The organism is Streptomyces sp. NPDC033131 (genome assembly GCF_055578365.1).
Genome location: NZ_JBVIPA010000031.1, coordinates 70,389 through 96,846, shown reverse-complemented (window position 1 = coordinate 96,846; position 26,458 = coordinate 70,389). Strand labels below are relative to the sequence as shown.

Below are 26,458 nucleotides of genomic sequence, written 5' to 3'. Positions count from 1 at the left end.
ACGGCCAGGCGGCAAGGCGGCAAGGCGGCTCGACAGCCAGACGGCCGGGCGGCCAGACGGCCGGGCGGCCAGGAGGCTCGGCGGCAAGGCGGTCAGGCGGCTAGACGGCTCGACAGGTCGGCGGCTCGTCGGCTCGTCGGCTCGTCGGCTCGTCGGCTCGACAGCCAGACGGCCGGGCGGCCAGACGGCCGGGCGGCCAGGAGGCTCGGCGGCAAGGCGGTCAGGCGGCTAGACGGCTCGACAGGTCGGCGGCTCGTCGGCTCGTCGGCTCGTCGGCTCGACAGCCAGACGGCCGGGCGGCCAGACGGCCGGGCGGTCAGGTCAGACGGCTCGGCGCTCGACAGGTCGGCGGCTCGACGGCCAGGCGGCAAGGCGGCTCGACAGCCAGACGGCCGGGCGGCCAGACGGCTCGACAGCCAGACGGCCGGGCGGCCAGACGGCCGGGCGGTCAGGTCAGGCGGCTCGGCGCTCGACAGGTCGGCGGCTCGACGGCCAGGCGGCCAGACGGCTCGACAGGTCAGCGGCTCGGCGGCTCGGCAGCCGGGCGGCTCGACAGGTCGGCAGCTCCGCGGCTCGGCGGCTCGGCGGCTCGGCGGCCTAGCGGCTCGGCGGGCGGGCGGCTCGGCGGGCGGGCGGCTCGGCTGGTGGGCGGCTCGGCTGGTGGGCGGCTCGGCTGGTGGGCGGTTAGGCCCTCGGGTATCTGGCCAGCCATCCCGGAGACGCGCCCGCCGGGCCGTGCAGGGCGGGCCCCTGGGTCATCTCCATCGCGAAGTCGTCCGCGAGTTCCAGCAGTGTGGGACGGCCCTCCAGCTCGGCCAGCCAGGCCGGCGGGAGGGCCGTCTCGCCGTGCAGGGCGCCGAGCAGGCCGCCGGTGAGCGCGCCCGCGGCCGCGGAGGGCCCGTCGTGGTTGACCGACAGGCACAGCCCGTGCCGTACGTCCTCCCCCACGAGCGCGCAGTACACGGCGGCGGACAGCAGCCCCTCCGCCGTACCGTTCCCGATGAGTTCCTCGACCCGGGCGGCGTCCGGCATCCCCTGCCGTACGGCGCCCAGCGCGTGCTGCAACCCGTCCGACACGGGCTCGTGGCCGGGTCTGACGGCGAGCAGCGCGAGCGCCCGCTGCACGGCGCCGTCGAGGCTCTCGCTGCGGGCGAGGGCGTGCACGATCACGGCGTACGCGCCGGCCGCGAGACACGCGGTGGGATGCCCGTGGGTCTGCGCGGCACACTCCACGGCCAGCTGGACGACCAGTTGCGGCTCCCACCCCACCAGCAGCCCGAAGGGCGCGGACCGGGCGGCGGCCTCCGGGCCGGCCTCACCGGGGTTCTTGGGCGCGTCCAGGGTCCCCATGGTGTCGTCGCCAAGCCCCAGGAGGAGGGACCGGGTCGGGTCCCGCCGGGCGTACAGCCACTCCTCCCGGGCGAGCCAGCCGTCCTCCTTGCGCCGCTCGTCGGGCCCCCAGTCGCGCTGGGTGGCGGCCCAGCGCAGATACGCCCGGTGCACGTCGGTGGGCGGATGCCAGGCGCCGGTGTCGCGCCGCACCTGAGCGCGTATCAGCCCGTCCACGGTGAACAGGGTGAGCTGCGTGAGATGACTGACCGCGCCGCGCCGCCCGTACCCGAACCCGAGGTCGAGCAGCCCCTCCGCCCCGTACGTCTCCCGGATCTCCGCCAGCCCGAGCCCGTCCACGGGCGCGCCCAGCGCGTCCCCGACAGCCGCCCCTAGCAGGGTTCCGCGCACCCGCCCCCGGAAGTCCTGTTGCTCGGCGCGCCCCCAGACGGCCCCGGCTGTCGCACCCACCAAGACCTCCCACGGCAACCGTCCAGACGTACGACAGCTCAGCACTGTAATCGAACGGAGACGGGCGGTTCAGGGGCGAATCGGTATGCCGGGAGTAACCGCAGGGGTCCGGTGTGGCCAGATTTCAGCGCAGCCGAGTCATTCCGCCCGGCTGCGGGGACACCGCGCCTTCTCTCCCCGCGGCTGCTCAAGTGGGCGCGGCGCGCGGTCCGTTCGGCGTCGCGGTCCGTTCGGCGTTCCGGTCACGCATGCCGACCGCCGTGATTCTGGCTCAATGCGTACGGGGTGAGCACCCCGTGAAGGGAAGATACTCGCCATGGCCACTACAACCTCACGCAGTGCTCTCTCCCTCACCGCCGCCCTTCTCACCGCCACCGTCGCCCTGTACATGCTCCTCGTCGCCTTCGGGAACATCACCGACTTCGGGACGAACCAGCAGTTCGTGCAGCATGTGCTCGCCATGGATACGACGTTCAAGGACGACGACCTGATGTGGAGAGCCATCACCCGCAAGGGACTGCAGGACGCGGCCTATGTCGCGATCATCGTGTGGGAGACGGCCGCCGCGCTCGTCCTCCTCTTCGGGACGTGGCTGTGGGTGCGCAGGGACCACGCGGGTGCCCGGCGCATCTCGACGTACGGCCTGCTGATGGTCATGCTGCTGTTCGGTGCCGGGTTCATCGCGATAGGCGGCGAGTGGTTCGCGATGTGGCAGTCCGGGGACTGGAACGGGCTGGACGCGGCGACCCGGGCGTTCGTGTTCAGCGGGATCGTGCTGCTGGTGGTGAACCTGCCGCTCGGCGACGGGGGCACACGCTCCGCTAGCTGACCACCACGACCGTCGTCCCCGTCTCGCCGAAGGCCCACAGCGCGTCCCCGTCGGCCGTCTTCATGCGGATGCCGCCTGTCCGGACGCCCTCGGCCGGCGGGGGCGGCGAGGAGCCGTCCACCGCGCTGGAGAAGGCGATGTTGGCGCCGGACGCGGTGGCGAAGTAGACGATGTGCTCGATCTGCACGCCGTCCGAGCCGGTCGTCGCGTCCGTGCGGGTCCCGACCGTGTAGGTGCCGGGGGCGGGATCGACCGTGCCCGGCCACACCGCGAACGTACGGCGGGCCGCGTCGCTCGCGTCGACCAGCCAGACCCGCTTCTGCCCGAGGGAGTACACGATGCGCCGCCCGGTGCCGGAGCCGTCCGGCACCGCGGTCGGCGCGGCGGACTTGGTGGGCGTGGGCTGCGTGCCGGTCGCGGAGGCGCTCGGACTGGCGGCCGTGGCGGTCGGCTGCGGCCCCTTGTCCGCCTCGACGGTCAGGACGGTGACCGCCACGACCGCGCCCACCGTCAGACCGGTCACCCAGACCCACGAGGGAAGCCGTCGGGCAGGCACGGGCACGCATCTCCTCAGCTACGGGACCCCGCATATCGGGGGTCCGATCATCGTACTGTGAGCCCACCGGCCGCGGATCCCACCTTCCCGCGTCAGCCCGCTCCCCGCGACGCCCGCCACATGGTGTGCTCCCTGCTGATCGCCTCCTCCGCGTCCGCGACCTCCTGGGCCCAGGAGGCGCTCTCGGCCTGGGTCAGCCGGTCGTGAACGACGCTCAGCTCGGTGGCGGCGAAGGTGTAGGCGCGGCCCAGCGTCTCGTACTGCCGCACCGCGAACCACGCCGAGCCGGCGCCCAGCACGGCCGCGAGGACCCCGGCGAGGTCGAATTCCAGCACACCGGTGACCCGGAGCACCGCCGCCGTCAGGCCCAGACCTTCGACGGCGATGAGCAGCAGCCGCCAGCGCCGCGCCCGTACGACGTTGGCCCGCGCCTTGTTCGTGTACCAGGCGAGCTGGTCCTCGACGCGATGCTCCAGGTACGCCGCCTTGCGTGCGGCGAAGTCACGGCCGCGCAGGTCGTTCATCGCGTCCGTGACCGCGGCCGACCCCATCGGGGCGAGGCTGGTGGCGGGAGCCTCCCTGACCAACTCCCGTAAGCGCTCCAGGAAGCGGAGCTGGGCCTCGCCCTGCGGCAGCCCGGCCGGGAACGGGGTTCCGCCCACCGCGTACCGCCAGGCGAGCGTCTTCGTGGACTCGGCCAGTGCCCGCCCGTCGTACCAGGCCTGCTCCGGCCGCTCCGCCAGCAGCCAGACCTCCACCAGCAGCGTCGCGACGAAGACCGCGACCAGGGCGAGGAAGGCCGCCCGGTGGTTCAGGACACCGAACAACGCGGCGGCCACCGCCAGCACCAGCCGCCACTTCGTCCCTCCGAGGTAGCGCCGCTGGCCGGTCAGCGAGGCGGTGTCCGAGGAACGGAACACCACCGGCATGTCGTCGTCCCGCAGTCCGTCTGTGGTCGTCACGCTCACGCTTCGTCCCCTCGCCACCGGATCAGGCGCCCAACGGGCCCTTTCTACTGCCCGGCCGGGGTCCGGGTCAGTCCAACACCGGCAACAACTCCGGAAGATGTCCGTCCGACACCGTCGCCGCCCGCCGGCGTTCCTCGGACACCTCGCCGTACAGGGTCGTCCGCGGCCGGGCCGGGCGGCCGGCCGTCTCCGCCACCTCGATCAGATCCTTGACGGACTTGTACGAGCCGTAGGAGGAGCCCGCCATGCGGGAGATGGTCTCCTCCATGAGGGTGCCGCCGAGGTCGTTGGCGCCGGAGCGCAGCATTTCGGCCGCGCCCTCGGTGCCCAGCTTCACCCAGCTGGTCTGGATGTTGGGGATGTGCGGGTGGAGCAGGAGACGGGCCATCGCCGTCACCGCCCGGTTGTCGCGCATGGTCGGGCCGGGGCGGGCGATGCCCGCCAGGTACACCGGCGCGTTGGTGTGGATGAAGGGGAGGGTGACGAACTCCGTGAAGCCGCCCGTCTGTTGCTGGATGCGCGACAGGGTCCTCAAGTGCCCCAGCCAGTGCCTCGGCTGGTCCACGTGCCCGTACATCATCGTCGACGACGAGCGGATGCCCAGCTCGTGGGCCGTGCTGACGACCTCGATCCAGGTCGCCGTCGGCAGCTTGCCCTTGGTGAGGATCCAGCGGACCTCGTCGTCGAGGATCTCGGCGGCCGTGCCGGGGATGGAGTCGAGGCCGGCCTCCTTGGCGGCCGTCAGCCACTCGCGGATGGACATCCCGGTGCGCGTCGCGCCGTTCACGACCTCCATCGGGGAGAAGGCGTGCACGTGCATCCCGGGGACGCGGGCCTTCACCGCGCGCGCGATGTCGAAGTACGCCGTCCCGGGCAGGTCGGGGTGGATGCCGCCCTGCATGCAGACCTCCACCGCGCCGACCTCCCAGGCCTGCTGGGCGCGGTCGGCGACCTGGTCCAGGGAGAGCGTGTAGGCGTCGGCGTCCGTGCGGCGCTGGGCGAAGGCGCAGAAGCGGCAGCCGGTGTAGCAGACGTTGGTGAAGTTGATGTTCCGCGTGACGATGTAGGTGACGTCGTCGCCGACCATCGACTTGCGGACGTCGTCCGCGATGCGGGTGAGGGCGTCCAGCGCGGGCCCGTCCGCGTGCAGCAGGGCGAGGGCCTCCTCGTCGGTGAGGCGGGTCGGGTCGTCGGCCGCCGTCGCCAGGGCCTGTCGTACGTCCGTGTCGATGCGCTGCGGCAGCATGCCGGGGGCGGCGGCCTCGCGCAGGGCGCCCCAGTCGCCGTAGACCTCGTCGAAGTCGTCGCGGCGGTCGGACGTACGGCCCTCGGTGTCGATGGTGCGGTGCAGGTCCGTACGGCCCGTCGACTCGAAGACCTCCTCGGGCTCCTGCCACGGGTGGCCCTCGACGACGGCGTCCTCGCGCGCCAGGCCGGTCTCCGGGTCCGCGAGCGCCCGTACGTGCGGTCGCAGCCGCGGGTCCAGCCAGGGCTCGCCGCGCTGGACGAACTCGGGGTACACGCAGAGACGTTCCCGCAGCGCGAATCCGACGGCGGCCGACCGCGCGGACAACTCCTCGATCTGCGGCCAGGGGCGCTCCGGGTTGACGTGGTCGATCGTCAGCGGGGACACCCCGCCCCAGTCGTCGATACCCGCGCCGATCAGGCGCTCGTACTCGGAGTCCACGAGGTTCGGCGGGGCCTGGAGACAGGCCGAGGGGCCCATGATGTGCCGGGCCACCGCCACCGTCGCCACCAGCTCGTCCAGTTCCGCGTCCGGCATGCCGCGCATCGCGGTGTCCGGCTTGGCGCGGAAGTTCTGGATGATCAGTTCCTGGACGGAGTGGTAGGCCCGGGACACCTTCCGCAGCGCGAACAGGGACTCGGCGCGCTCCTCGTACGTCTCACCGATCCCTATGAGGATCCCGGACGTGAAGGGGACCGACGAGCGTCCGGCGTCCTCCAGGACCCGCAGTCGCACCGCCGGTTCCTTGTCCGGCGAGCCGTGGTGCGGGCCGCCGGGCTCGGACCAGAGCCGGGTGGCCGTCGTCTCCAGCATCATGCCCATGGACGGGGCGACCGGCTTGAGGCGCTGGAAGTCCGTCCAGGACAGCACTCCGGGGTTGAGGTGGGGCAGCAGGCCCGTCTCCTCCAGGATGCGGATGGAGATGGCGCGGACGTAGGCGATCGTGTCGTCGTAGCCGTGCGCGTCCAGCCATTCGCGCGCCTCCGGCCAGCGCTCCTCGGGCTTGTCGCCGAGGGTGATGAGGGCTTCCTTGCAGCCGAGGGCGGCACCGCGGCGGGCCACGTCCAGGACCTCGTCCGGGGACATGAACATCCCGTGCCCGGCGCGGCGCAGCTTGCCGGGCACGGTGACGAAGGTGCAGTAGTGGCACTTGTCCCGGCACAGCCGGGTGAGGGGGATGAAGACGCTTTTCGAGTAGGTGATGACGCCGGGGCGGCCCGCCGCCTCCAGGCCCGCGTCCCGCACCCGCGCGGCGGACGCGGTGAGGTCTTCCAGGGCCTCGCCCCGGGCCTGGAGCAGCACCGCGGCCTCGGCGGCGTCGAGGGCGACGCCGTCCCGGGCGCGTTTGAGGGCGCGACGCATGGAGTTCTCGGTGGGGCCGGTTCCGGAGGTCGCGGAAGTCGTCATCCTTCGAGCATACGGAGGGGCTCCGCCGGTTCAGCAGGGTCGGGTGGTGTTCGTGGGGGCTGTCGTGCCGTGCCCGGTGCGGGTTCGTTGTGGCTTGTCGCGCAGTTCCCCGCGCCCCTGGGCCGGTTGCCGCCACCTCGGCTACAAGTACTCGGCGTATTCGTCCAGTACCCGCAGCACCTCCGCCTCTCCCGCCGGCGGCAGCTGCACCACGGCCTCCTCGATGCCCAGCTCGGCGTAGTGCGCGAGCTTGCCCGGCGAGGGGTGGACGGCGTACGGGACGACCTGGAGGGCCGCCGGGTCGCGGCCCGCGTCGGCCCAGGCCGCGCGCAGCACGGGCAGCGACTGCGACAGGCCGCGCCCGCCGATCGGCAGCCACCCGTCGGCGTACTCGCAGATGTGGGCGAACAGTTTCGGCCCCGCCGCCCCGCCGACCAGCGTGCGCGGACCGACCACCGGACCGCGCGGCTTCTGTACGGGCTTGGGGTGGGCGAAGCTCGCCCGGACGCTCCCGAACTCCCCCTCGTGCGCCGTCGGCTCGTCGCTCCACAGGGCCCGCATCAGCGCCATGCGCTCCCGGACGAGCTCGCGCCGGGTGCGCCACTCGACGCCGTGGTCGGCGGCCTCCTCGACGTTCCAGCCGAAGCCGAGGCCGAGGGTGAAGCGGCCGCCGGAGAGGTGGTCGACGGTCGCGATCTGCTTGGCGAGGTCGATCGGGTCGTGCTGGGCGACGAGCGTGATGCCGGTGCCCAGGCCGAGCCGGTCGGTGACCGCCGCGGCCTGGCCGAGCGCGACGAAGGGGTCGAGGGTGCGGCCGTACTCGGGCGGCAGCTCCCCGCCCGCCGGGTACGGGGTGGTCCGCTCGACCGGGATGTGCGTGTGCTCGGGCAGGTACAGCCCGGCGAACCCGCGCTGCTCCAGCTCACGGGCGAGCCGGGTCGGGGTGATCGTCTCGTCGGTGAGGAAGATCGTCACGGAGATGCGCATGGCTCATCTGTACCGGGTGGGGGCGCGCCTGTCCATACCGACCGGTCGGCACACAGCCACAGGGCCCTGTCCGGGGGTGCAGGGGTCAGTTCCGGGCCGCGCGTGCCCTCGTCAGGTGCTTCAGCTCGATGATCGTCGCGACCGCTCCCAGCCAGCGGGCCGCCGTCTCGTCGACGGGGGCGCCGCCCGCGAGCTGGGTGGCGGCCTCCAGCCAGTCGCGTACGACCACCGCCGCCTCGGGGCGCGGCAGCGGCTCGGGCAGTTCCGTGGCGTAGGCCAGGCCGCCGGCCCGGACCACCTCGGCGAGGAAGGCCACCGAGCGGGGCTGGGTGCCGAGGCGGTCGAGGATCACGGCGGCGGCCGCCGCGCCGTCGCCGAACAGGGCGGTGCGGCGGGGGCCGGGGGCGGCGGTGAGGCCGTAGCGCAGGAGCACGCCCACGTCGAACCCGGCCAGTTCGTCGTCGGTGTAGGACGGGTGGTCTGAGGTCGTGTTCATCGCGGGCCTCGGCTCAGCTGACGGTGACGGTGTAGGTGACCCGCTCGGGCCCGGACGGGGTGGCGGACGGGGACGCGGTCGGCGTCTTCGTCTGCGTCTGCGTCGGCTCCGGGGAGGCCGCGCCGCTGCCGTCGCCCTCGCAGCTGGTCTTGAACGTGCAGTGCATCAGCACGATCTCGGTGCTGCCCTTGCCGGTCGCCTCGAAGGTGAAGGTGAGGTCGCTGCCCGCGCCGGGCACCGGCTCGTCACCGGAGTCCGACGCGCTCTTGCTGCCCCGGTCGCGGACCACCGAGGTGTCGGGCCCGGGGTCGCCCAGGTACCAGTGCTCACGGGTGGAGGCGTTCTCCTCGACGGTGAGCGTGAAGCGCTCCCCGACCTCGGCGGAGATGCTGCGGTCCTGGGCGGGGTGGCTCACGGGCGCGGTGGGCTCGGCGGACTCGTCGGTTCCCGTTCCGCAGCCCGTCGCGAGCGCGAGGAGGGCGAGGAGGGCGACCGCGGTGACCCCGGTGCCCCCAGCCCCCGTCCTGCTCCGGGAAGTGGACGCCGTACGCATCGTTGAGTTCACTCTTTCGCTTCCTAGCCCCTCAGTATTGGGACAGCACCGAGGGCCGCTCGCCGAAGGTCGGCATCGTGGACATCTCGCTCTCGGCCACGGCCACGCTGTTGACCCGGGTCTCGACGAGGCCGTCGCTGCCGGAGTACGCCCCCTTGGCCAGGTGCAGCTTGTCGGCGAGCTCGTGCAGCGCGTCCTCGACCGTGCGGGCCTCCGCCGCCCAGGCCGCGATGTACGAGTTGATCGCCTCCGCGGAGACGGCGCCGCCCAGGAGATCCGTCGCGTAGCAGGCCCTGGAGTCGACCGCGGTACGGATCTTCCCCGCGTCGTCGCCCGCCTCGTCCAGCTCTTTCGCCTGGCCGGTGAGCCCGCTCTTGCTGACCGAGAAGTCCCGCGCGGACGTGGAGTCCTGTGCAGAAGGCATCGTCATCCCCCGTATCCCCCGTTGATCACGTCGGCGGGGAGGCTAACACGCGGCAACGGCCCGGACGTCCTCGCGTCACACGCCCCGCACGCGGCTCCCACACCATCATCAAGACGGCCGCTGGCCAACGCCCTACTGCGGGACGTAAACGCTGTACGCGTCGTCGAGTTCACCGTTGGACGCCTTGCCCATGTTGCCGTTGATGAAGTCGTCCTCGCTGACCCAGGTGGTGGTGCCCCAGGGGTTGTAGATCTGGAGCATGTCGCCTTCCTGGCCGATGATGGTCATCGCGTGGGCGCCGTCGTCGCTCCGGACGTCGACCGGGACCGGCTTCCCTTCCGCGACCGCCTTCTCGACGTCGGTCAGGGCCTGCCTGCGTTCGTCGGCGGTGTTCATGTCGCGGCGCTGGTAGTCGTCGCCGGTGGCGCCGCCGATGGCGTTGTCGGCGATGCGTTCCTGCCCCTCGGGGCCCATGCCGGTCCACTTCTCACCGCCGTCGCCTTCCGTGTGCAGCCGGTGCTGCTCCTCCACCAGACGCTGCCGGAAGGCGCCGGGGTCGTCCTCCTGCCCGCTGGGCCCGCCGGTGAGTTCGAGGGCGTAGAGGGGGTCGACCATGGCCCGTGCGGTGACGGTGGACGAGGCCACGCAGGTGCCCTCCGAGCCGTCGCCGCCCTGGACCCATTTCTGGCCGTTGAACGTCTGGTCGTCGATGTTGACGCTGGACCCGTCGGGGTTCGTCCCCTCGTCCTTCAGGCTGTCGCCCTGGGTGGTGATCGGCGACAGGTGCCGCTGCAGCCACGCCGGGTCCTTGCCCTGGATCTTGAAGGCGAACTCGTCGATCTCGTCGACGCTTCGGCCCGCGGCGAGGCCCTTCATGAGATACGCCTTCTCCTGCGGGGAGGAGGCGTTCGCCATGAGCAGTTCCATCCGGGCCCGGTCGGCCGGCGGGAGGTTCTCCATGGCCCGCCCGGAGCGCTCCAGTTCGGCCGCGGAAAGGATCTCGTTGTACTCGGCCGCGCCCTTCACGTTGCTGGAGTCGGCGAGCATGAGGCGGTCGACCGCGGACAGCTCGTCGGTGTCCATCTTCCCGGCGCGGGCCTCCGTGGCCCACTTGTTCAGGTCCCGGGCCGCCACGCGGCAGGCCTCGCCGGCGGCGAGGACGGCCTTGCGCATCAGGCCGACGCCGTAGGAGGCGAAGTGGGCGGCGTTCGCCCGGTCCCACTCCTCCTCGTCGTTCTCGCGCAACTCGTCGAAGAAGCCCTCGCGGTCGCTGCCCATCTCCGACAGCGCCTGCCGCAACTTCCCCCGGCCCTCGCCGTCCTGGCGCTGGGCCTCCATGATCGCGTCGGCCAGGACGATGAGCGCCCGGGAACCGCCCTCGAACGCCTCCGCCATCTCCGACACCGCCCGCGACACGGCACTCACCGCGTCCGAGGCGAGGACGCTCGTGTCGCCGACCCAGACCTCCGGCAGCCCCTTGCGGGCCACCCTGTCGACCCGCTCGTGCAGGCCCATGGCCTCGTCGAGCTGGTCGCGGTACCGCATGCCCAGCGATTCCAGGGTTCCCGGGTCACCCTCCGGCGGGGGCTCGGCGAACGCCAGGTCGATCAGATCGAGCAGGTCGTTCTTGCTCCCGGCCTTCAGCATCCGGTCGCTCAGCCCGGCCAGCCGCTCGGCCCGCTCGGACGCGGACTCGTCGATCCGCCGCAGGACTCCTGTCATCGCCGGCCCCGTTCCCCCGTTTTCCGTCCCCGCGGTACCGGCGCCTTCGACGCGGCTGCCCGTGCGGGGGCACTGAACATGATCATGCCCGCGGGACGCTAACACGGCGCCGGGCGCACCGACCCGAAGCTCACACGCCGTGCACACGGCTCCCACGGCATCCCCGCGCGGGGCGGGTCGTGGGCAGGTACGACGCCCCGCGCGGGGGCAGGACCGGGCGGGTACGGCATCCCGCGCAGGGCGGGTCGGGAACAGGTACGGCAACGCCACACGGGGGCAGGACCAGGCGGGTACGCCAACTCCGCACAGGGGAGGGTCAGGTGCCGAGTTCGTCCGCCGCCAGGTCGGCCACCACCGCCGCGTGATCCGAGGCCCACACCCCTTCCACCGGCCCGTCGCCCGCCCGCCGTACGTGCCGGACGTGGCCCTCGCCGGACGGGCCGGGTGGGCCCACGTGGATGTAGTCGATACGGACGGGGGGCTCCAACACCCGCGCCGCATAGGGGTTCTCCGGGGTCCAGGTGGCGGAGGGCGCGGCCGGGTCGGCGTACTCCCAGGCGTCGTACAGGACTTGGCCGGGTACGACCGGCTCGGTCTTGTACCCGCCGAACAGGCGGACCGCGTCCGAGTCCGGCCAGGCGTTGAAGTCCCCGGTGACGACGGGCGGGAACGGGGTGTCGCCGCGGTGGCGGGCGACGAACCTCGCGAGGGCGGTGACCTGGCCGCAGCGCACCGCCGAGGCGGCGGGGGCCGAGGTGAGGTGGGTGGTGAAGAAGGGGACGTCGTAGGCGGGGGTGGCCAGGCGGGCGTACAGGGCCGTGCGGCCGTCGGCGAGGCCGGCCGGTGCCGGCAGCGCCAGCACCGCCTGCTCGACGACCGGCCAGCGGCTCAGCACCGCGTTGCCTATGTCGACCGTGGGGTCCCCGAGGCGTTGCCGCCAGCGTTCGGGGGACGGGGAGGGCGCCCACGCCCAGTGCAGGCCCAGTTCCTCGGCGAGCCACTCGGCCTGGTTCTCCCCGCCCGCCGCCCACACCTCCTGCAGACCGACGACGTCGGGGCGCAGGTCCCGCAGCACCTCGATGATCGCCTTCTGCCGTGCTTCCCAGGGGCCGAAGCGCCACCACAGGTTCCAGGTCACGACCCGCATCCGCAGCCACCGTCCTCGATTCGCGCCGCGTGGGCGACCATTGAAGCAGCCGTTCGAACCATCCCGCCGCCCCTTCCGTCACAAGGAGCCCCACGGACGATGCCCCGCCTCGCCGACCTCAGGTTCCGCGCCGCCACGGCCTTCCAGCGCCGCGTCGGCAATCCGGTCCTGCGCCGCCTCCCCCTCCAGACGGTCCTGGAGACCACGGGCCGCGTCTCCGGCCTGCCCCGCCAGACCCCGGTGGGCGGCCGCCGCGTCGGCGACTCCTTCTGGCTGGTGTCGGAGTTCGGCGAACGGTCCCAGTACGTCCGCAACATCAGGGCGGATCCGCGGGTTCGGGTACGGATCCGTGGACGCTGGCACCCGGGCACGGCCCACCTGCTCCCCGACGACGACCCGGTGGCCCGACTGCGCCGGCTGCCGCGGGTCAACAGCGTCGGCGTCCGGGCGTTCGGGACGGATCTGCTGACGGTGCGGGTGGATCTGGACGGGTGAGAGGTCAGGGCCCCGGCGGGACTCAGTCCACCACCTGTGGGTCACGGAAGTAGTGGACGACCGTCACTCCCATGCCCGGCGTGTGCGTGTACACGACCGTGATCGCCTCGGCTGAATCGCGTGCGAGAGGTGTCGTGTACGTGTACTCCACGGACGGGGGCCGCCAGCCCGGGATCTCGCGGCCGACCGCCGGGTCGCGGCCGATGGTCACGAGTGCTTCCCGGACGACTTCCCGCTCCCCCTCCGTCAGGTCGCCGAACGCCTTCCTCGCAGGCTCGGCCTCCTCCAACGGTTCGTTCACGTGGGGCCGCCTCCGGTGCGCGCCTCCTCGAGGGCGGCCATGATCTCGGGCGAGTTCCTGATCTGAACCCGGTGCCGGTAGGCGCGGACCACTGCGGCGGCGCCCTCGAAGTCGTTGGTCGGGGAAGCTCCTATGGCGGCGGCCAGCTCCTCCTCGAAGCGCTCCCGGTCACCCGGGAAGCCGTAGCGGCTGAGCGCACCGCGTAGGTCGTCCACGGTCCGGATCTCGGGCAGCGGCATCGCTCCCCAGCCGTGCTCGGGCTGTGCGCTCATGGTCTGCTCCTGGTGCAAGGGCATGGCTCCACTTCTCAGTATGGCCCGGCTCACCACGTCGCCCCGTCCCCGCACTCGGCCCACAGCAGCTTGCCGCCCTTCGACGCGCCCAGCTCGCGGAGCACCGAGGCGCCCCACGCGCTCGCGTAGGAACGGACGAGGTGCAGACCACGGCCGTCCTCCGCGTCCAGAGGGGGCGCCGGTGAGCCACGCTCCGAGAAGCCCGGCGGGACACGCGGGTCCGTGTCCCATACGGCCACCCGCAGCCGGCCGGGCTCCGCCGAGCGGACGCGGAGGGCGTACGGGCCCTTGGTGTGGCGGTGCGAGTTGGTCAGCAGTTCCGCCGCGAGCAGTTCCGCGGTGGGGGTGAGCTCGGGCATCTCGTGGGCGGCCAGGATCAGCCGGAGGGCGCCCCGCGCGATACCCGGTGCGCGTGGATCGTGCGGAAGGTGCAGGGTGTAGTTCCAGCACGGGGATACGGTGGCCATCGGAAGTCTCCGGTCGCTGAGGGGAGTTGGACGGATGCCTGGTGTCTCTGCCGTGGCGTCCCACGGTGCGCTTCCAGGTGGGGCGCCTGGTAACGAAGGTAGAGGCTTCGCAAAGGTCCTTTGCGAACTTTCGAAGGATCTCGGCGCTTTCTCCCTCGTGTGGGTGACAAGCTCGCTGGAAGCCCTGCGCGAGGAGGACTCATGACTCCGAGGCCCGCACCAACAGCCCGGCGTGTCCGGATTGCGGCCGAACTGCGCAAACTCCGCGAACGGGCCGGCCTGACATCGACCGAGGCCGCCCAGGTTCTGGGCACCAGCTCGGGTCAACTCAGCAATGTGGAGTCGGCCAGGTTCGGAGTCAGCCCCGACCGTGTCCGGGCGATGGCTCACGTCTACTCCTGCACGAACCAGCCCTACATCGACGCCCTCGTCGACATGGCCGGAGAGAAGACCCGTGGCTGGTGGTGGGACGCGTACCGCGAGGTACTCCCGTCGGGCCTGCTCACGCTCGCGGAGCTGGAGCACCACGCCACGGCCATCCGCACCGCCTTCACCGCGCACATTCCAGGCATGCTCCAGACCACCGAGCACGCCCGGGAGATCTTCAGCCAGGCGATTCCGACTCCCACCCCGCCGGAAGTCGAGCACCGCGTCTCGCACCGCATCAAACGCCAGGACGTCGTGTTCCGGGAGAACCCGAATCCGTACAGCACCGTCGTCCACGAAGCCGCCCTGCACATGCGGGTCGGCGGTCGGCGGGTGGCCCGTGAACAGCTCCAGCATCTGATCGACATGAGCGAACGGGACCACATCACCCTGCGCGTACTGCCCTTCGAAATCGGGGCGTTCCCGGGATCAGGCCAGTCCATCAACTACCTGTGCGGGCCCGTACCGGAGTTGGACACCGTGCAGCTGGACCAGTTCCACGGTCCCGTCCTTCTGGATGCCGAGGCCCACCTGCAGAAGTACCGGCGCCTCCTGGACGTCGTCGAAGCCACGGCCCTCGGCCCGGAGAAGTCCCGGGATCTGATCCGTTCCATCGCCCACAACCTGTGAAGGAGCCGGCATGCCCACTCCCCTCTGGCAGAAGTCGTCCTACTGCCAAGAAGGTGAGGCCTGCGTCCACATATCCGCCCCCTCCCCCACCACCGTCCACGTCACCGAAAGCGCCGACCCCGCCCAAGCCGTCCTCACCGCCGATCCGGTCGCGTTCGGTGCCCTGCTCGGCATGCTGAAGGCGGCGGACCGGCCGTGAGTCCGAAGACGGCCGGAAACAGGGACCTTCACCGTGCGTACCGGGGGTAACACTGGCCAGGTCCAGTGTTGAGAGTTGGAGGAATCATGCGCTCCCGCTCAACCGTCCTGTGCGCCCTCGTCGCCGTCACCGGAGCCACCGCCCTCGCGGCGGCCCCCACCGCGACCGCGGCACCGGCCGCCGCCACCGCCGTCCTCGCCGCCGACGTCCCCATGACCGCCCGGGGCGAGGGCACCTCCATCGTCTGGTTCGGCAGCCTCCGCATCGACGACGGGAAGACGGTCACCTGCCTGACCGCCTCCGACCCCAGCGGCGGTGACGGCCGGATCAGGTTCACCACCGACTACAAGATGGCCCCGGGCGTCACCTATGGCGTCTCCGCCTGGGAGACCGCCAGGTGCAGCACCTACATCCCGCAGACGGGGCGCTGGTCGCAGTCCCTCGGCGGTGTGACGGTGACGCCGACGGCCGCGGACGTTGCCGACGGCGCGTACGAGGTCAGGATCCCCTGAGCACCCCGCCGGAGCTCACCCCGGCCACACGATCGCCTGCACCTCGCTGTACGCGTGCAGCGCGTACGACCCCACGTCCCGTCCGACGCCGCTCCTCTTGAACCCCCCGAACGGCGCCTCCATGTTGCGCCCGACGGTGTTCACGCCGACCCCGCCGGCCCGCAGTCGCCGCGCCACCCGGAAGGCACGGGCCACGTCCGCCGACCAGACGTAGTCGATGAGGCCGTAGTCGGTGTCGTTGGCGAGTTCGATCCCCTCTTCCTCTTCTTCGAAGGGGACGACCGTCACCACCGGGCCGAAGATCTCCTCGCGGGCCACGCGCATGTCGTTGGTGCAGTCGGCGAGGAGAGTGGGGGCGACGTAGAAACCCCGGTCCAACGGCGGCCGTTCGCCGCCTGTCACCACCACGGCGCCCTCCTTCCGGCCGAGTTCGACGTACGACTCCACCCGGTCCCGGTGCGCGGACGAGATCACCGGGCCGACCACCGTGTCCGGCTCCCGCGGGTCGCCCACCTTCAACCGGCCCGCATACGCGGCCAGTTGCTCGACGAGACGGTCGTACACCCCTCGCTGCGCGAGCACCCGCGTCGGCGCCGTGCAGATCTGGCCGCTGTAGAAGGAGAACGTCGTCCCGATCCCGGCCACCGCCGATCCGACGTCCGCGTCGTCGAAGACGACCGCCGCGCCCTTCCCTCCCAGCTCCATCAACTGACGTTTCATGGACCGGCCGCAGACCTCGGCGATGCGCTGCCCGACCACCGTCGAACCCGTGAAACTCACCATGTCGACGTCGGGGGACGCGACGGCCGCCTCTCCCACCTCCACCGACCGGCCGGAGACGACGTTCACCACCCCGCGCGGCACCCCGGCCGCCTCCAGCGCCTCCGCCATCCGGTACACCGAGAGCGGGTCCTGCGGGGCCGGCTTCACCACCACCGTGTTGCCCATCGCGAGGGCCGGGGCGACCTTGCCCGCCGGGTTCGCCCAGGGGTTGTTGTAGGAGGTGATGCAGGTGACGACCCCGACGGGCTGCCGTACGGCCAGCGCGCCCATCACCGCAGCCCGCCCCATCGGCCCGGCCTCGTTGATCTGCGGCGGGATCGCCCACTCGGCGGGCTCCACGCGCGCGTAGCGCCGGAAGCGGGCGGCGGCCACGCCGACCTGCATGCGCCGGGCCGTCGTCGTGGTCGCCCCGGTCTCCGCCCGGGCCAGCTCGGCGTACGGCTCCAGATGCCCGCCGATGATCCCCGCGGCCCGCGCGAGGATCGCCGCCCGTTCCTCCGGTGGCGTACGCGACCACGGCCCGAAGGCCTCGCGGGCCGCGGCACAGGCCGCGAGCACCTGATCCCGCGAGGCCTCCGGCGCCCGGCCGAGGGCCTGTTCGGTCGCCGGGTCGACGACCTCGTAGTGACCGCCCTCCGGCTCGGCCCAGGCACCGCCGACGAACAGCCGCTGTCCCTCGGTCACCTGGTCGCCACCGTCCGGGTGTCCCGGCCGGAGCGCAGCACCTTCCCCGGTACCGACCCGCTCACCACGTCGTCCCGGATCGCCTCGACCCCGTTGACCCACACGGCCCGGATCCCGATGGCCTTGGAGTCCAGCCGGGGGCTGTCTCCCGGCAGGTCGTGCACCAGGGTGGCCGTGCCCGCGGCGATCCGCTCCGGGTCGAAGAGGACGAGGTCCGCATGCCAGCCCTCCCGTATCCGGCCCCGCTCCCTCAGGCCGAAGAGCCGCGCCGGATCGTCCGTCAGCATCTTCACCGCCTGCTCCAGGCCCACCAGCTTCCGGCCGCGCAGACAGTCCCCGATGAAGCGGGTCGTGTACGGGGCTCCGCACATCCGGTCCAGGTGCGCGCCCGCGTCCGAGCCGCCGAGCAGCACGTCCTCGTGCTGCCAGGTCTCGGCGCGCAGGGCCCAGGACGCCGGGTCGTTGTCGGTCGGCATGGGCCACAGCACCGTACGCAGCTCGTCGGCGGCGCAGATCTCGACCAGGCACTCGAACGGGTCCTGGCCGCGTTCCGCCGCGATGTCCCGCACGACCCGCCCGCTCAGGCCCCGGTTCGCCTCGCTGTACGTGTCGCCGATGACGTATCGCCCGAAGTGCGCCAGCCGCCGGAAGACGCCCGCCTCCTTGGACCCGGCCCGCTCCAGCATCCCGGCCCTGACGGCCGGGTCGCGCAGCTTCTCGATCCGCTCCGGGACGGGCAGGGCGAGGATCGGGCCCCAGCCCGGGATGAGGTTGAGGGCACAGAAGGTGCCCAGGGACATGTTCATCGGCGTGAGGATCGGCATGGTGAGCGCGACGACCCTGCCGCCCGCCTTCCGTGCCCGCTCGCTCGCGAGGAGCTGCCTGGGCACCCGCTCGGGGACGGACGCGTCGACGGTCAGGACGTTCCAGTTCAGGGGGCGTCCGGCCGCCGCGCTCATCTCCGCGAGCAGGTCGATCTCCGCGTCGCTGAACTGGTCGAGACAGCCGGCGACGATCGCCTCGATCTGGGTGCCCTCGTGTTCACCGACGGCCCGCGAGAGCGCCAGCAGCTCGGCGGGCAGGGCGTGCCGGGAGGCGACCGGCTCGCCGTCGCCGTCGGAGTGGGTGGAGGACTGGGTGGTGGACAGGCCCCAGGCGCCCGCGTCCATCGCCTCGTGGAACAACCGGAGCATCGCCGCGAGCTGTTCCCCGCTCGGCTGTCCGCCGATCGCGTCCGGTCCCATGACGTACCGCCGCAGCGCGCAGTGCCCCACCATGAACCCGGCGTTGACGGCGATCCGCCCCTCCAGTGCGTCCAGGTACTCGCCGAAGCCGTGCCAGGTCCAGGGCGCCCCCTCCTCCAGCGCGACCAGGGACATGCCCTCGACCTTGGACATCATGCGGCGGGTGTAGTCGGCGTCGTCGGGGCGTGCCGGGTTCAGGGGCGCCAAAGTGAACCCGCAGTTGCCGGCGGCGACCGTCGTGACGCCGTGATTGAGGGAAGGGGTCGCGTAAGGGTCCCAGAACAGCTGGGCGTCGTAGTGCGTGTGCGGATCGACGAAGCCGGGGGCGAGGACGAGGCCGTGCGCGTCCTCGGTGGTGCGGGCTTCTTCGGTCACCGACCCGATGACAGCAATGCGTCCGTCCCGGATGCCGACGTCGGCGGTGTACGAGGGCGCGCCACTCCCATCGACAACGGACGCGCCTTTGATGACGTGATCAAGCATGGGGCTCACCTCCTGGTTCGCGGTGGGACTGCCTGCCTGGGGGCGCGGGGAACTGTGCGACCAGCCACGAACCGCCCGCGGCCCGCGCCGGCGATCACCCGGCAGCCCGGAACCGCGACGTCCGATGAACAGGATCCGTGTCGATCTTCGGAATCACGTGCTCCCCGATCAGCCGGATCGTCTGCAACGTCTCCTCCTTCGGCACCCCCACCGGCAGCCCGAAGCTCAACTGATCGGCCCCCGCCTGCTCCCACCGCTTGCACTGCCGGAACACCTCGTCCGGATCCCCGCAGATCAGCAGCTCCTCCTCGATGAGGACCTCGACGAACTCCGCGGTGTACTCGGGCAGGATCTCCGGCCACACCGGGAACCCCTCGGGACGGGGAAACGTGTCGTGGTACCGGAACACCAGCGACGGCAGATAGTGCAGCCCGCCGTTGACGGCGATCTCGATCGCCTCGGCGTGCGTCGGCGCGCAGATCGCGGTGGTCGTCACCATCACGTTGTCGTTGACGAAGGCGCCGACCGGCTCGGCGTCCACGACCGCCGTCTTGTACTGCTCAAGGACCCACTCCATGTCGGAGACCTTCTGCACGCTGAAGCCGAGCACCCCGAGGCCCTTGCGGGCGGCCATGGCGTACGAGGGCGGCGACCCGGCGGCGTACCACATCGCGGGGTGGGACTTCCCGTACGGCTTGGGCAGGATCTTCCTCGGCGGGAGCTGCCAGTGCTTGCCCTGGAACCCGACGTACTCGTCCTGGAGCCACATCTTCGGGAACTCGGCGATGGTCTCTTCCCAGATCTCCTTCGTGTGGTTCATGTCGGTGATGCCGGGGAGGAAGCCCAGGATCTCGTGCGAGCCGGCCCCGCGCCCGCTGCCGAACTCGAATCGGTTCTGGGTGAGATGGTCGAGCATGGCGACCTTCTCGGCGACCTTGACCGGGTGGTTGACCTGGGCGAGCGGGTTGAAGATCCCGGAGCCGAGGTGGATGCGCTCGGTGGCGTGTGCGAGGTAGCCGAGGAAGACGTCGTTGGCGGAGAGGTGCGAGTACTCCTCCAGGAAGTGGTGCTCGGACGCCCAGGCGTACTTGAAGCCGGACCTGTCCGCCTGGATGACGTACTCGGTCTCCTCCATCAGCGCCTTGTGCTCGGCGAGCGGGTCGGTCTCGGCGCGCTTGCCCACGTATCCCTGTACGAAGAGCCCGAATTCCACGAAGGTTCACCGTCCCCACGGGTTTTTCTGACGTTCCGTCAGATTTATGGATCCGACTGTTCCACCGGCCACTGGGAGCGTCAATAGCTGACCGGGCGTCAGCTGATGCTCACACCCGCCAGCCACCCGCCGTCGATCACGAACGGCTGCCCGGTGATGTAGGAGGAGTCCTCGCAGCTGAGGAAGAGCGCGAGGCGGGCGACCTCTTCCGGCCTCCCGATCCGGCCGAGCGGCACGAGCTTGCGGTACAGCGCGTCCGCCGCCCCCTCGGCGCCGGCACCCGGGTTGCTCATCACGGTGTCGATGGCACCCGGACACACGGCGTTGACCCGCACCCCCTGGGCCGCCAGCTCCAGCGCGGCCACCCGGGTCAGCCCGACGATCGCGTGCTTGCTGGCCGCGTACGCCCCCACGTACGCCATGCCGGTCATCCCGGTGTACGAGGCGGTGTTGACGATCGTGCCGCCTCCGGCCGCGGCGATCCGGGGCCCGGCGGTCTTGATGCCGAGGAACACCCCGACCTGGTTGACCCGCACGATCCGCATGAACTCGTCGAGAGGCGTGTCGACGAGGGAGTTGAAGCGCAGGATGCCGGCGTTGTTGACGAGCCCGTCGACACGGCCGTACGCCTCCACGACGGCGTCGACCGCGGCCCGCCACTCCTCCTCGCGCCCCACATCGAGGTGGACGTACAGCGCGCCGATCTCCTTCGCGAGGTCGTGCCCCTGGTCGTCCAGGACATCCGCGACGACGACCTCGGCCCCCTCTGCCCGGAACAGCCGGGCCTCCTGTTCCCCCTGGCCCCGCGCGGCTCCGGTGACGAGGACGACCCGTCCGTCCAGCTTGCCCATGGCGGCCTCCTTGGCATCGCTTCGCCGGGACCGGCCATCGTAGCGCCGCATCTGACGCGGCGTCAGATATGGCACAGATATTGCACAAGCACACGTCAAGTGACCTGCCGGTAGGGACATTTGACTCTGTCCACAGCCTGTGCGGAACCCCAATAATCCACAGCGGAACCGCAAAGACACCCTCAAGAGCGGAACATGGCATGGCCAAAAGAAGCAGGAAGCTCAAGAACAAGAAGATCCGATTCGTCGCGATAGGCGCGGCATTGACGACCGGCGGCGCCGTCGTCGCGCTGCTTCCGTCGGCGAACGCGGCCGACGCGAAGACGCCCGAGCGGATCATGGCGATGTGCGACAGGTCCGCGGTGATCAACGGCGAGAGGCAGACGGCGAAGGGCGGGTTCGCCGACGGTTTCCAGGCGGACAACTGCGACTACGTCGAGACGAAGTTCGAGACCTTCGACGGCCCCACCGAGAAGTCGTCCATCGATTTCCCGAACTGCGAGCCGGACGCCACCGATCCAGCGGAGGTGACCCTCACCTGGTCGGCCACCGTGGCCCAGGGCAAGGGCAAGTACACGGAGACCAACCAGGGCGGTGGTGGCGGCCTCTTCGGAGTCCTGACCGGATCCTGGGTCAAGCACAAGAGCACTCTGGACATGACCGTGAAATCGGTTACGGCCAGCGCCAAGGAACAGCATGATGTGCCGGTCGGCAAGGTACTCCACATGGAGTTCACGCCGAAGATGCAGCGCATGACGGGTGAATGGCGGGTGCGGATCGACGCCAATTCCGCGACCACTGTCAGCGCCGCCACGCCCGAGGAGAACTTCGTTGCCCCGGAAGTCGTCGAGGGGCCCGTGGTCCTGCCGGGTGCCGCGGGCGCGCCGGGGATCCCCGACGGCACCTCCGAGCCGGTCCTGGAGGACTGCTGATTCCGGCAACAGCGCAGGAAGCCCCAGCTCGACCCGCACGCCACCCTCAGGAGAATCCATGACCACTCCCGCCCCGCGCACCCGAAGGCACCGCGGCAAGAAGAAGCGCGTCACCCTCGTTCTGGCACCCGTCGCGGCCCTCGCGGTGATCATCCCGCTGATGAACGAGGCGGGCGCCGCCACCCCGTCCGAGGTGAACTCCGACTGTGCCTCGCAACCTGACAAACTCGAGAAATGCGAGTTCGTCGACGTCCAGTTCAAGGCGAACAGCCTCGGCCCCAACGAGCGCGTATCACCCCCGTCCAAGAACTGCGGGACGACGACCGCGGTAACCAACACCTTCGATGTCAGTGCGACTGTCACCAGGGTGGTTCAGGTGCAGGAGGGATTCACCGCGAGCTCCGAAACGACTCTGGGCGGCTCCCTCATCGAGATCGGCACGAAATTCAGCACCTCCGAGTTCGAGGTCACGCGCGACGACAAGGCAACCAGCCTTGCGTTCAGCCTGTCCGCCACCGTGAAGCCGGACAACATCGGATTCTTCATGTGGTCGCACAAGCGCACGGACGTGAGCGGATACCTCAAGGCCACGTACAAGGAGGCGCAGGACGGAAAGACGGTGTTCTTCTCGCCGAGCGAGGGCGCCGCGACGATCCATGTCTTCTATCCGCAGATCCTGAACAACGGCACGCCGGACGGTCGGCTGTGGCTGCGCAACGTGAAATGCGGCACCCCCGAGGCCAACGCACTGCTGAATTCCTCCGGCGGCGTGAGTCTGCAGGAAGTGGGAGACGGCGTCGAGGAACTCAACTCGCAGCCCGGATTCGGTGAGGGCGGAGAAAACGTTACCGACGTGGAAATCCCGGCTTCGGAAATTCCCGCGCCGTAGTCGGAAACTTTCGGACACCAAAGGATTCTCATGTGCGAAGCACGGGCGTGGCCGGTGTGGCTCCGAGCCACCGCAGGACCGCGTCCGTGCCGCCCCGTGCGTCCAGCTTGGCGTAGATGTTGCTGAGGTTGTTGCGGACGGTCTTCTCGCTCAGCCGCAGCCGCAGCCCGATCTCCTGCGCTCCCAGGCCGGTCGAGAGCAGGTCCATGATCTGCCGCTCGCGCGGGGAGAGCAGGGCCCGTAGGCGCTCCCGCGCGGTGCCGGCCGCGGACATCCACCGGACGCCCTCCCGGACGGCGTCGCAGGCGAGGGGGGAGAGGTAGGTGTGGCCGACGGTGGCCGCGAGGACGGCGGCGGACAGCAAGCAGGTGCAGTAGTCGCCCTCGACCAGGTAGGCCCCACCGCCGCGGAACACCTCGAGGACGGTCTCGGTGTCCCGGCGCGGGCTGATCACGATCACGGGGGTGCCCGACTTCCCCATGCCGCCGAGGAGTTCGGTGAAGCCGGTCGCCGGATCCGTGCAGCGGAGTACGACGACGTCGACGTCCTCGGGCACACGGAAGGGCCGGGACAGGTGCACGACCCGGCCTAAGTGGCGGTCGTCCGGGGCGGGCCAGTCCTCGTGCGGCCATCCGCCGTCGGGGCAGGCCAGGGCTATGGAGAGTCGCTGAGGGGATCGCACGCCACGGTGTCCTTCCGCCGAAGTCTCACGTCCGTACGTCCGTACGTACGCGAAGCGGCGTGCAGATGTTCAAAGTTTCAATAAATGCGGTCAGGCTGCCAGACAGGTTGCCCGGGAATCCCTCACAGCAGCGGAGCCGCCTCGGCCCCGAACGCGGCCATCTGGTCGATGAGTTCGGTGCGGCTCCTGCTCCGGAACCTCACCTGGATCTGCTGGACGCCCATCGCGCGGTAGGCGCGCAGGGACTCGGCGAGTGCGTCGGGCGGGCCGGTGAGGGTGCGGCGCCCGACGTCCCAGGTGGGCGTGCCGACGTACAGCGGCTCGGCGATGGCTCCGACGGTGAAGGGCCCTCGGACGGCGGCCTCTTCCCGGAGGCTCCTGATCGTCTCGATCTGCGCGGGCAGCCGCTCCCGCGGGTCACCCTGCGGAAGCCAGCCGTCGCCCTTGAGCGCGGCCCGGCGGACGGCGGCGGGCGAGGAGCCGCCGACCCAGAGCGGGACGCGGGTCTGGGCCGGCCGGGGACGCTGGCCGAGGTCCTGGAAGTCGTAGAGCCTGCCGTGGTGTTCGGGGAACTCCTCGGAGCCGAGTGCCACGCGCAGGGCGTCGACCGACTCGTCGAGCACGGCCCCGCGCTGCCGGAAGTCGACCCCGAGCGCCTCGAACTCCTCGGGCACATGCCCGGCCCCCACCCCGAGGATCAGCCGCCCGCCGCTCAGGTGGTCGAGGGTCGCGTACTGCTTGGCGCTGAGCAACGGATGGCGCAGACCGACGACGGCGACGTGGCTGAGCAGCCGGACGCGTTCGGTGGCGGCGGCCAGGAAGGCGAGGGTGGCGACCGGGTCGTACCAGACCGTACTCATCGCGGGGGCGAGCCGGCGCGGGATGGCGACGTGGTCGCAGCAGGCGAGGTAGTCGAAGCCGGCACGGTCGGCGGCACGGGCGATGTCAAGGAGGTCGACCGGTCCGGCGGCGGCCTCCCACGGCTCGGCGTAGAGGGTGCTCTGGGACTGGACGGGGAGCTGGATGCCGTACCGGATCATCCCTCGATCACCTCGGACCGTTCCAGAGTCCGTCCGGGGTGAGCCCGAGCAGGTCGATGGCGTTGCCCCGCACGATCCGTTCCACCACGTCCGGAGCGAGGTGCCCCATCTGGGCCTCGCCGACCTCCCGCGACTTCGGCCAGGTCGAGTCGGAGTGCGGGTAGTCGGTCTCGTACAGGACGTTCCCGACTCCGATGGCGTCCAGGTTCCGCAGCCCGAAGGCGTCGTCGAAGAAGCAGCCGTAGACGTGCTCGGCGAACAGCTCGGACGGCGGCCGGTGGACCTTGTCGGCGACCCCGCCCCAGCCGCGGTTCTCCTCCCAGACGACGTCGGCCCGTTCGAGGATGTAGGGGATCCAGCCGATCTGGCCCTCCGCGTACATGACCTTGAGGTTCGGGAAGCGCTCGAACTTGCCGCTCATCAGCCAGTCCACCATCGAGAAACAGCAGTTGGCGAAGGTGATGGTGGAGCCGACGGCGGGCGGGGCGTCGGCGGAGGTCGACGGCATACGGCTGCTGGAGCCGATGTGCATGGCGATGACCGTGCCGGTCTCGTCGCAGGCGGCGAGGAAGGGGTCCCACTCGTCGGTGTGGACGGACGGCAGCCCCAGGTGCGGGGGTATCTCGGAGAAAGCGACCGCACGGACACCGCGGGCGGCGTTGCGCCGTACTTCCCGGGCCGCGAGTCCGGCGTCCCAGAGGGGGATGAGGGTGAGCGGAATGAGGCGGCCGTGCGCCTGGGGTCCGCACCACTCCTCCACCATCCAGTCGTTGTAGGCCTGGACGCAGAGGAGGCCGAGCTCGTGGTCCTTCGCCTCCGTGAAGGTCTGGCCGCAGAAGCGCGGGAAGGTCGGGAAGCAGACGGCGGACTGGACGTGGTTGACGTCCATGTCGGCGAGGCGGGCGGGGACGTCGTACGACCCCGGCCGCATCTGCTCGTAGGTGATGACCTCCAGCTTGATCTCGTCCCTGCTGTAGCCGACGGCGGTGTCGAGGCGGGTGAGGGGGCGGTGCAGGTCCTCGTAGACCCACCAGTCGCCGACGGGACCGTCGTCGCCCGGCCTGCCCATGACGGGCTTGAAGCGGCCGCCGAGGAAGGTCATCTCCTTGAGAGGGGCGCGGACCGTGCGGGGACCGGTGTCGAGGTACTTCTTCGGGAGCCGGTCCTGCCAGACGGTGGGGGGTTCGACGGTGTGGTCGTCGACGGAAATGATCGGAGGAAGGGGTGAGTTGGTCTCCATGGGGGCACGGTAGCGCCGATCTGACGATCCGTCAGCTAGCGGGATGGGGCTTCCGCGTTCCCGAGCAGGCGGGGAGAGAGTGTGAGGGGCTTGTGATATCCCGCGCGCCTCCCTGTGATCGCGCCCCCCGCAGCTGACGCATCTGCCATGAACAAGGCAAACTGGCGGGGTGGCTCAGGACATCTAGGGGGACGACGGCGATGGACGGTGTACCGCGAGTGCCGGAGGTACCGCGTGTACCGGAGCAGAGGCGCCGTCCCGGCTTCTCCGAGGAGGAGGCGCTGGTGCCGGGAACGGGCGTGCGGGGGGCCGAGGCGGCGACCGTGACTCACGGATCAGACGGGCCCGGGGCTGACGAGGGGTGCGTGTCGGCCGTGGCGCCTGAATTTGACGGGGCGGAGACCGAGGCCGGGGCCGCAGCCGCGCGGGCCGGGGCGATGGTGGCCGGCACACCGGGGGGTGAAGTGGTGACCGTGGCAGCCGGATCCGGTGCCGCCGGGGGCCCAAGGGCGACCATGACTCACGGATCAGGCCGGCCCGGGGCTGACGAAGGCGATGTGGTGGCCGTGGCGCCTGGATCCGACGGGTCGGAGACCACGGCCGCAGCCGGGCGGGCCGGAGCGCCCGGGGCCGGGGCGATGGTGGCCGGCACACCGGGGGGTGAAGTGGTGACCGTGGCAGCCGGATCCGGTGCCGCCGGGGGCCCAAGGGCGACCATGACTCACGGATCAGACGGGCCCGGGGCTGACGAAGGCGATGTGGTGGCCGTGGCGCCTGGATCCGACGGGTCGGAGACCACGGCCGCAGCCGTGCGGGCCGGAGCGCCCGGGGCCGGGGCGATGGTGGCCGGCACACCGGGGGATGAAGTGGTGACCGTGGCAGCCGGATCCGGTGCCGCCGGGGGCCCAAGGGCGACCATGACTCACGGATCAGGCCGGCCCGGGGCTGACGAAGGCGAT

General features: G+C 71.2%; 27 protein-coding genes. 7 read left to right on the top strand and 20 right to left on the bottom strand.

Going from position 1 to position 26,458, the window contains the following annotated elements; genetic code table 11:
• Nucleotides 1–684: 684 nt before the first annotated feature.
• The gene (locus tag ACZ5XS_RS32110) at nucleotides 685–1,800 is read right to left on the bottom strand and encodes an ADP-ribosylglycohydrolase family protein (RefSeq protein ID WP_468657241.1); all 1,116 of its coding nucleotides are present in this window, start codon (nucleotides 1,798–1,800) and stop codon (nucleotides 685–687) included.
• 316 nt (nucleotides 1,801–2,116) lie between these two features.
• Between ACZ5XS_RS32110 and ACZ5XS_RS32105 the strand changes: the two genes are divergently transcribed.
• On the top strand, nucleotides 2,117–2,629 hold the full coding sequence (locus ACZ5XS_RS32105) for a DUF2165 domain-containing protein (RefSeq protein WP_468657239.1): 513 nt from the start codon (nucleotides 2,117–2,119) through the stop codon (nucleotides 2,627–2,629).
• Here ACZ5XS_RS32105 and ACZ5XS_RS32100 read toward each other — a convergent pair.
• The 9 genes from ACZ5XS_RS32100 to ACZ5XS_RS32060 all read right to left on the bottom strand — a co-directional run bounded on the left by ACZ5XS_RS32100 (nucleotide 2,622) and on the right by ACZ5XS_RS32060 (nucleotide 12,135).
• Nucleotides 2,622–3,191 carry a hypothetical protein gene (locus ACZ5XS_RS32100; protein WP_468657237.1) on the bottom strand — a complete coding sequence of 190 codons (570 nt, stop codon included), beginning with the start codon at nucleotides 3,189–3,191 and terminating at the stop codon, nucleotides 2,622–2,624. The two genes, ACZ5XS_RS32105 and ACZ5XS_RS32100, sit on opposite strands and share 8 nt — an antisense overlap.
• A gap of 86 nt (nucleotides 3,192–3,277) precedes the next feature.
• The gene (locus ACZ5XS_RS32095; protein WP_468657235.1) at nucleotides 3,278–4,147 is read right to left on the bottom strand and encodes a DUF4231 domain-containing protein; all 870 of its coding nucleotides are present in this window, start codon (nucleotides 4,145–4,147) and stop codon (nucleotides 3,278–3,280) included.
• 73 nt (nucleotides 4,148–4,220) lie between these two features.
• Nucleotides 4,221–6,806: a bifunctional FO biosynthesis protein CofGH gene (locus tag ACZ5XS_RS32090; RefSeq protein WP_468657233.1), complete on the bottom strand. Its 2,586-nt coding sequence runs from the start codon at nucleotides 6,804–6,806 to the stop codon at nucleotides 4,221–4,223.
• A gap of 141 nt (nucleotides 6,807–6,947) precedes the next feature.
• Nucleotides 6,948–7,793, bottom strand: coding sequence for an LLM class F420-dependent oxidoreductase (locus ACZ5XS_RS32085; RefSeq protein WP_468657231.1), 846 nt, complete (start codon nucleotides 7,791–7,793; stop codon nucleotides 6,948–6,950).
• An 85-nt stretch (nucleotides 7,794–7,878) separates the two neighbouring features.
• The gene (locus tag ACZ5XS_RS32080; RefSeq protein ID WP_468657229.1) at nucleotides 7,879–8,289 is read right to left on the bottom strand and encodes a hypothetical protein; all 411 of its coding nucleotides are present in this window, start codon (nucleotides 8,287–8,289) and stop codon (nucleotides 7,879–7,881) included.
• 13 nt (nucleotides 8,290–8,302) lie between these two features.
• On the bottom strand, nucleotides 8,303–8,854 hold the full coding sequence (locus ACZ5XS_RS32075; RefSeq protein ID WP_468657228.1) for a protease inhibitor I42 family protein: 552 nt from the start codon (nucleotides 8,852–8,854) through the stop codon (nucleotides 8,303–8,305).
• 19 nt (nucleotides 8,855–8,873) lie between these two features.
• On the bottom strand, nucleotides 8,874–9,266 hold the full coding sequence (locus tag ACZ5XS_RS32070) for a hypothetical protein (RefSeq protein WP_468657226.1): 393 nt from the start codon (nucleotides 9,264–9,266) through the stop codon (nucleotides 8,874–8,876).
• Between the two features lie 132 nt (nucleotides 9,267–9,398).
• Entirely contained in the window at nucleotides 9,399–10,988 is a 1,590-nt protein-coding gene (locus ACZ5XS_RS32065) for a peptidoglycan-binding protein (protein ID WP_468657224.1), read from the bottom strand.
• 316 nt (nucleotides 10,989–11,304) lie between these two features.
• Nucleotides 11,305–12,135 carry an endonuclease/exonuclease/phosphatase family protein gene (locus tag ACZ5XS_RS32060; RefSeq protein WP_468657222.1) on the bottom strand — a complete coding sequence of 277 codons (831 nt, stop codon included), beginning with the start codon at nucleotides 12,133–12,135 and terminating at the stop codon, nucleotides 11,305–11,307.
• Nucleotides 12,136–12,234: 99 nt separating this feature from the next.
• On the opposite strand from ACZ5XS_RS32060, the gene ACZ5XS_RS32055 reads away from it, so the two are divergent.
• Nucleotides 12,235–12,630, top strand: coding sequence for a nitroreductase family deazaflavin-dependent oxidoreductase (locus tag ACZ5XS_RS32055; protein WP_468657220.1), 396 nt, complete (start codon nucleotides 12,235–12,237; stop codon nucleotides 12,628–12,630).
• Nucleotides 12,631–12,652: 22 nt separating this feature from the next.
• Here the strand turns inward: ACZ5XS_RS32055 and ACZ5XS_RS32050 are convergent, their stop codons facing one another.
• The 3 genes from ACZ5XS_RS32050 to ACZ5XS_RS32040 are packed head-to-tail and all read right to left on the bottom strand — an operon-like array spanning nucleotide 12,653 to nucleotide 13,691.
• The gene (locus tag ACZ5XS_RS32050; protein ID WP_468657218.1) at nucleotides 12,653–12,931 is read right to left on the bottom strand and encodes a hypothetical protein; all 279 of its coding nucleotides are present in this window, start codon (nucleotides 12,929–12,931) and stop codon (nucleotides 12,653–12,655) included.
• Complete coding sequence (locus tag ACZ5XS_RS32045) at nucleotides 12,928–13,203, bottom strand: hypothetical protein (protein ID WP_468657216.1); 276 nt, start codon at nucleotides 13,201–13,203, stop codon at nucleotides 12,928–12,930. The genes ACZ5XS_RS32050 and ACZ5XS_RS32045 overlap by 4 nt, the downstream gene beginning before the upstream one ends.
• 50 nt (nucleotides 13,204–13,253) lie before the next feature.
• Nucleotides 13,254–13,691, bottom strand: coding sequence for an ATP-binding protein (locus tag ACZ5XS_RS32040; protein WP_468657214.1), 438 nt, complete (start codon nucleotides 13,689–13,691; stop codon nucleotides 13,254–13,256).
• Nucleotides 13,692–13,892: 201 nt separating this feature from the next.
• On the opposite strand from ACZ5XS_RS32040, the gene ACZ5XS_RS32035 reads away from it, so the two are divergent.
• The 3 genes from ACZ5XS_RS32035 to ACZ5XS_RS32025 all read left to right on the top strand — a co-directional run bounded on the left by ACZ5XS_RS32035 (nucleotide 13,893) and on the right by ACZ5XS_RS32025 (nucleotide 15,458).
• Nucleotides 13,893–14,747: a helix-turn-helix domain-containing protein gene (locus ACZ5XS_RS32035; protein WP_468657213.1), complete on the top strand. Its 855-nt coding sequence runs from the start codon at nucleotides 13,893–13,895 to the stop codon at nucleotides 14,745–14,747.
• A gap of 10 nt (nucleotides 14,748–14,757) precedes the next feature.
• Nucleotides 14,758–14,946 (top strand): DUF397 domain-containing protein, encoded by a 189-nt coding sequence (locus tag ACZ5XS_RS32030; RefSeq protein ID WP_468657212.1) that lies wholly within the window; start codon nucleotides 14,758–14,760, stop codon nucleotides 14,944–14,946.
• An 86-nt stretch (nucleotides 14,947–15,032) separates the two neighbouring features.
• Nucleotides 15,033–15,458 (top strand): hypothetical protein, encoded by a 426-nt coding sequence (locus tag ACZ5XS_RS32025; RefSeq protein ID WP_468657210.1) that lies wholly within the window; start codon nucleotides 15,033–15,035, stop codon nucleotides 15,456–15,458.
• Between the two features lie 15 nt (nucleotides 15,459–15,473).
• Here ACZ5XS_RS32025 and ACZ5XS_RS32020 read toward each other — a convergent pair whose 3' ends face one another.
• The 4 genes from ACZ5XS_RS32020 to ACZ5XS_RS32005 form a co-directional block, all read right to left on the bottom strand.
• The gene (locus tag ACZ5XS_RS32020; protein WP_468657208.1) at nucleotides 15,474–16,925 is read right to left on the bottom strand and encodes an aldehyde dehydrogenase family protein; all 1,452 of its coding nucleotides are present in this window, start codon (nucleotides 16,923–16,925) and stop codon (nucleotides 15,474–15,476) included.
• Nucleotides 16,922–18,652, bottom strand: a complete 1,731-nt coding sequence (locus ACZ5XS_RS32015; RefSeq protein WP_468657206.1) for an N-acyl-D-amino-acid deacylase family protein — start codon at nucleotides 18,650–18,652, stop codon at nucleotides 16,922–16,924. The genes ACZ5XS_RS32020 and ACZ5XS_RS32015 overlap by 4 nt, the downstream gene beginning before the upstream one ends.
• A 94-nt stretch (nucleotides 18,653–18,746) precedes the next feature.
• Complete coding sequence (locus ACZ5XS_RS32010) at nucleotides 18,747–19,865, bottom strand: LLM class flavin-dependent oxidoreductase (RefSeq protein ID WP_468657204.1); 1,119 nt, start codon at nucleotides 19,863–19,865, stop codon at nucleotides 18,747–18,749.
• Between the two features lie 98 nt (nucleotides 19,866–19,963).
• Nucleotides 19,964–20,716 (bottom strand): SDR family NAD(P)-dependent oxidoreductase, encoded by a 753-nt coding sequence (locus tag ACZ5XS_RS32005; protein ID WP_468657202.1) that lies wholly within the window; start codon nucleotides 20,714–20,716, stop codon nucleotides 19,964–19,966.
• Nucleotides 20,717–20,916: 200 nt separating this feature from the next.
• On the opposite strand from ACZ5XS_RS32005, the gene ACZ5XS_RS32000 reads away from it, so the two are divergent.
• Nucleotides 20,917–21,648, top strand: a complete 732-nt coding sequence (locus ACZ5XS_RS32000) for a hypothetical protein (RefSeq protein WP_468657200.1) — start codon at nucleotides 20,917–20,919, stop codon at nucleotides 21,646–21,648.
• A 58-nt stretch (nucleotides 21,649–21,706) separates the two neighbouring features.
• Nucleotides 21,707–22,537, top strand: a complete 831-nt coding sequence (locus ACZ5XS_RS31995; RefSeq protein ID WP_468657198.1) for a hypothetical protein — start codon at nucleotides 21,707–21,709, stop codon at nucleotides 22,535–22,537.
• Nucleotides 22,538–22,565: 28 nt separating this feature from the next.
• Here the strand turns inward: ACZ5XS_RS31995 and ACZ5XS_RS31990 are convergent, their stop codons facing one another.
• The 3 genes from ACZ5XS_RS31990 to ACZ5XS_RS31980 all read right to left on the bottom strand — a co-directional run bounded on the left by ACZ5XS_RS31990 (nucleotide 22,566) and on the right by ACZ5XS_RS31980 (nucleotide 25,499).
• Nucleotides 22,566–23,219: a LuxR C-terminal-related transcriptional regulator gene (locus ACZ5XS_RS31990; RefSeq protein ID WP_468657196.1), complete on the bottom strand. Its 654-nt coding sequence runs from the start codon at nucleotides 23,217–23,219 to the stop codon at nucleotides 22,566–22,568.
• A 122-nt stretch (nucleotides 23,220–23,341) separates the two neighbouring features.
• Entirely contained in the window at nucleotides 23,342–24,259 is a 918-nt protein-coding gene (locus tag ACZ5XS_RS31985) for a TIGR03619 family F420-dependent LLM class oxidoreductase (protein ID WP_468657194.1), read from the bottom strand.
• A 7-nt stretch (nucleotides 24,260–24,266) separates the two neighbouring features.
• Nucleotides 24,267–25,499 (bottom strand): amidohydrolase family protein, encoded by a 1,233-nt coding sequence (locus ACZ5XS_RS31980; RefSeq protein WP_468657192.1) that lies wholly within the window; start codon nucleotides 25,497–25,499, stop codon nucleotides 24,267–24,269.
• Nucleotides 25,500–26,458 lie beyond the last annotated feature (959 nt).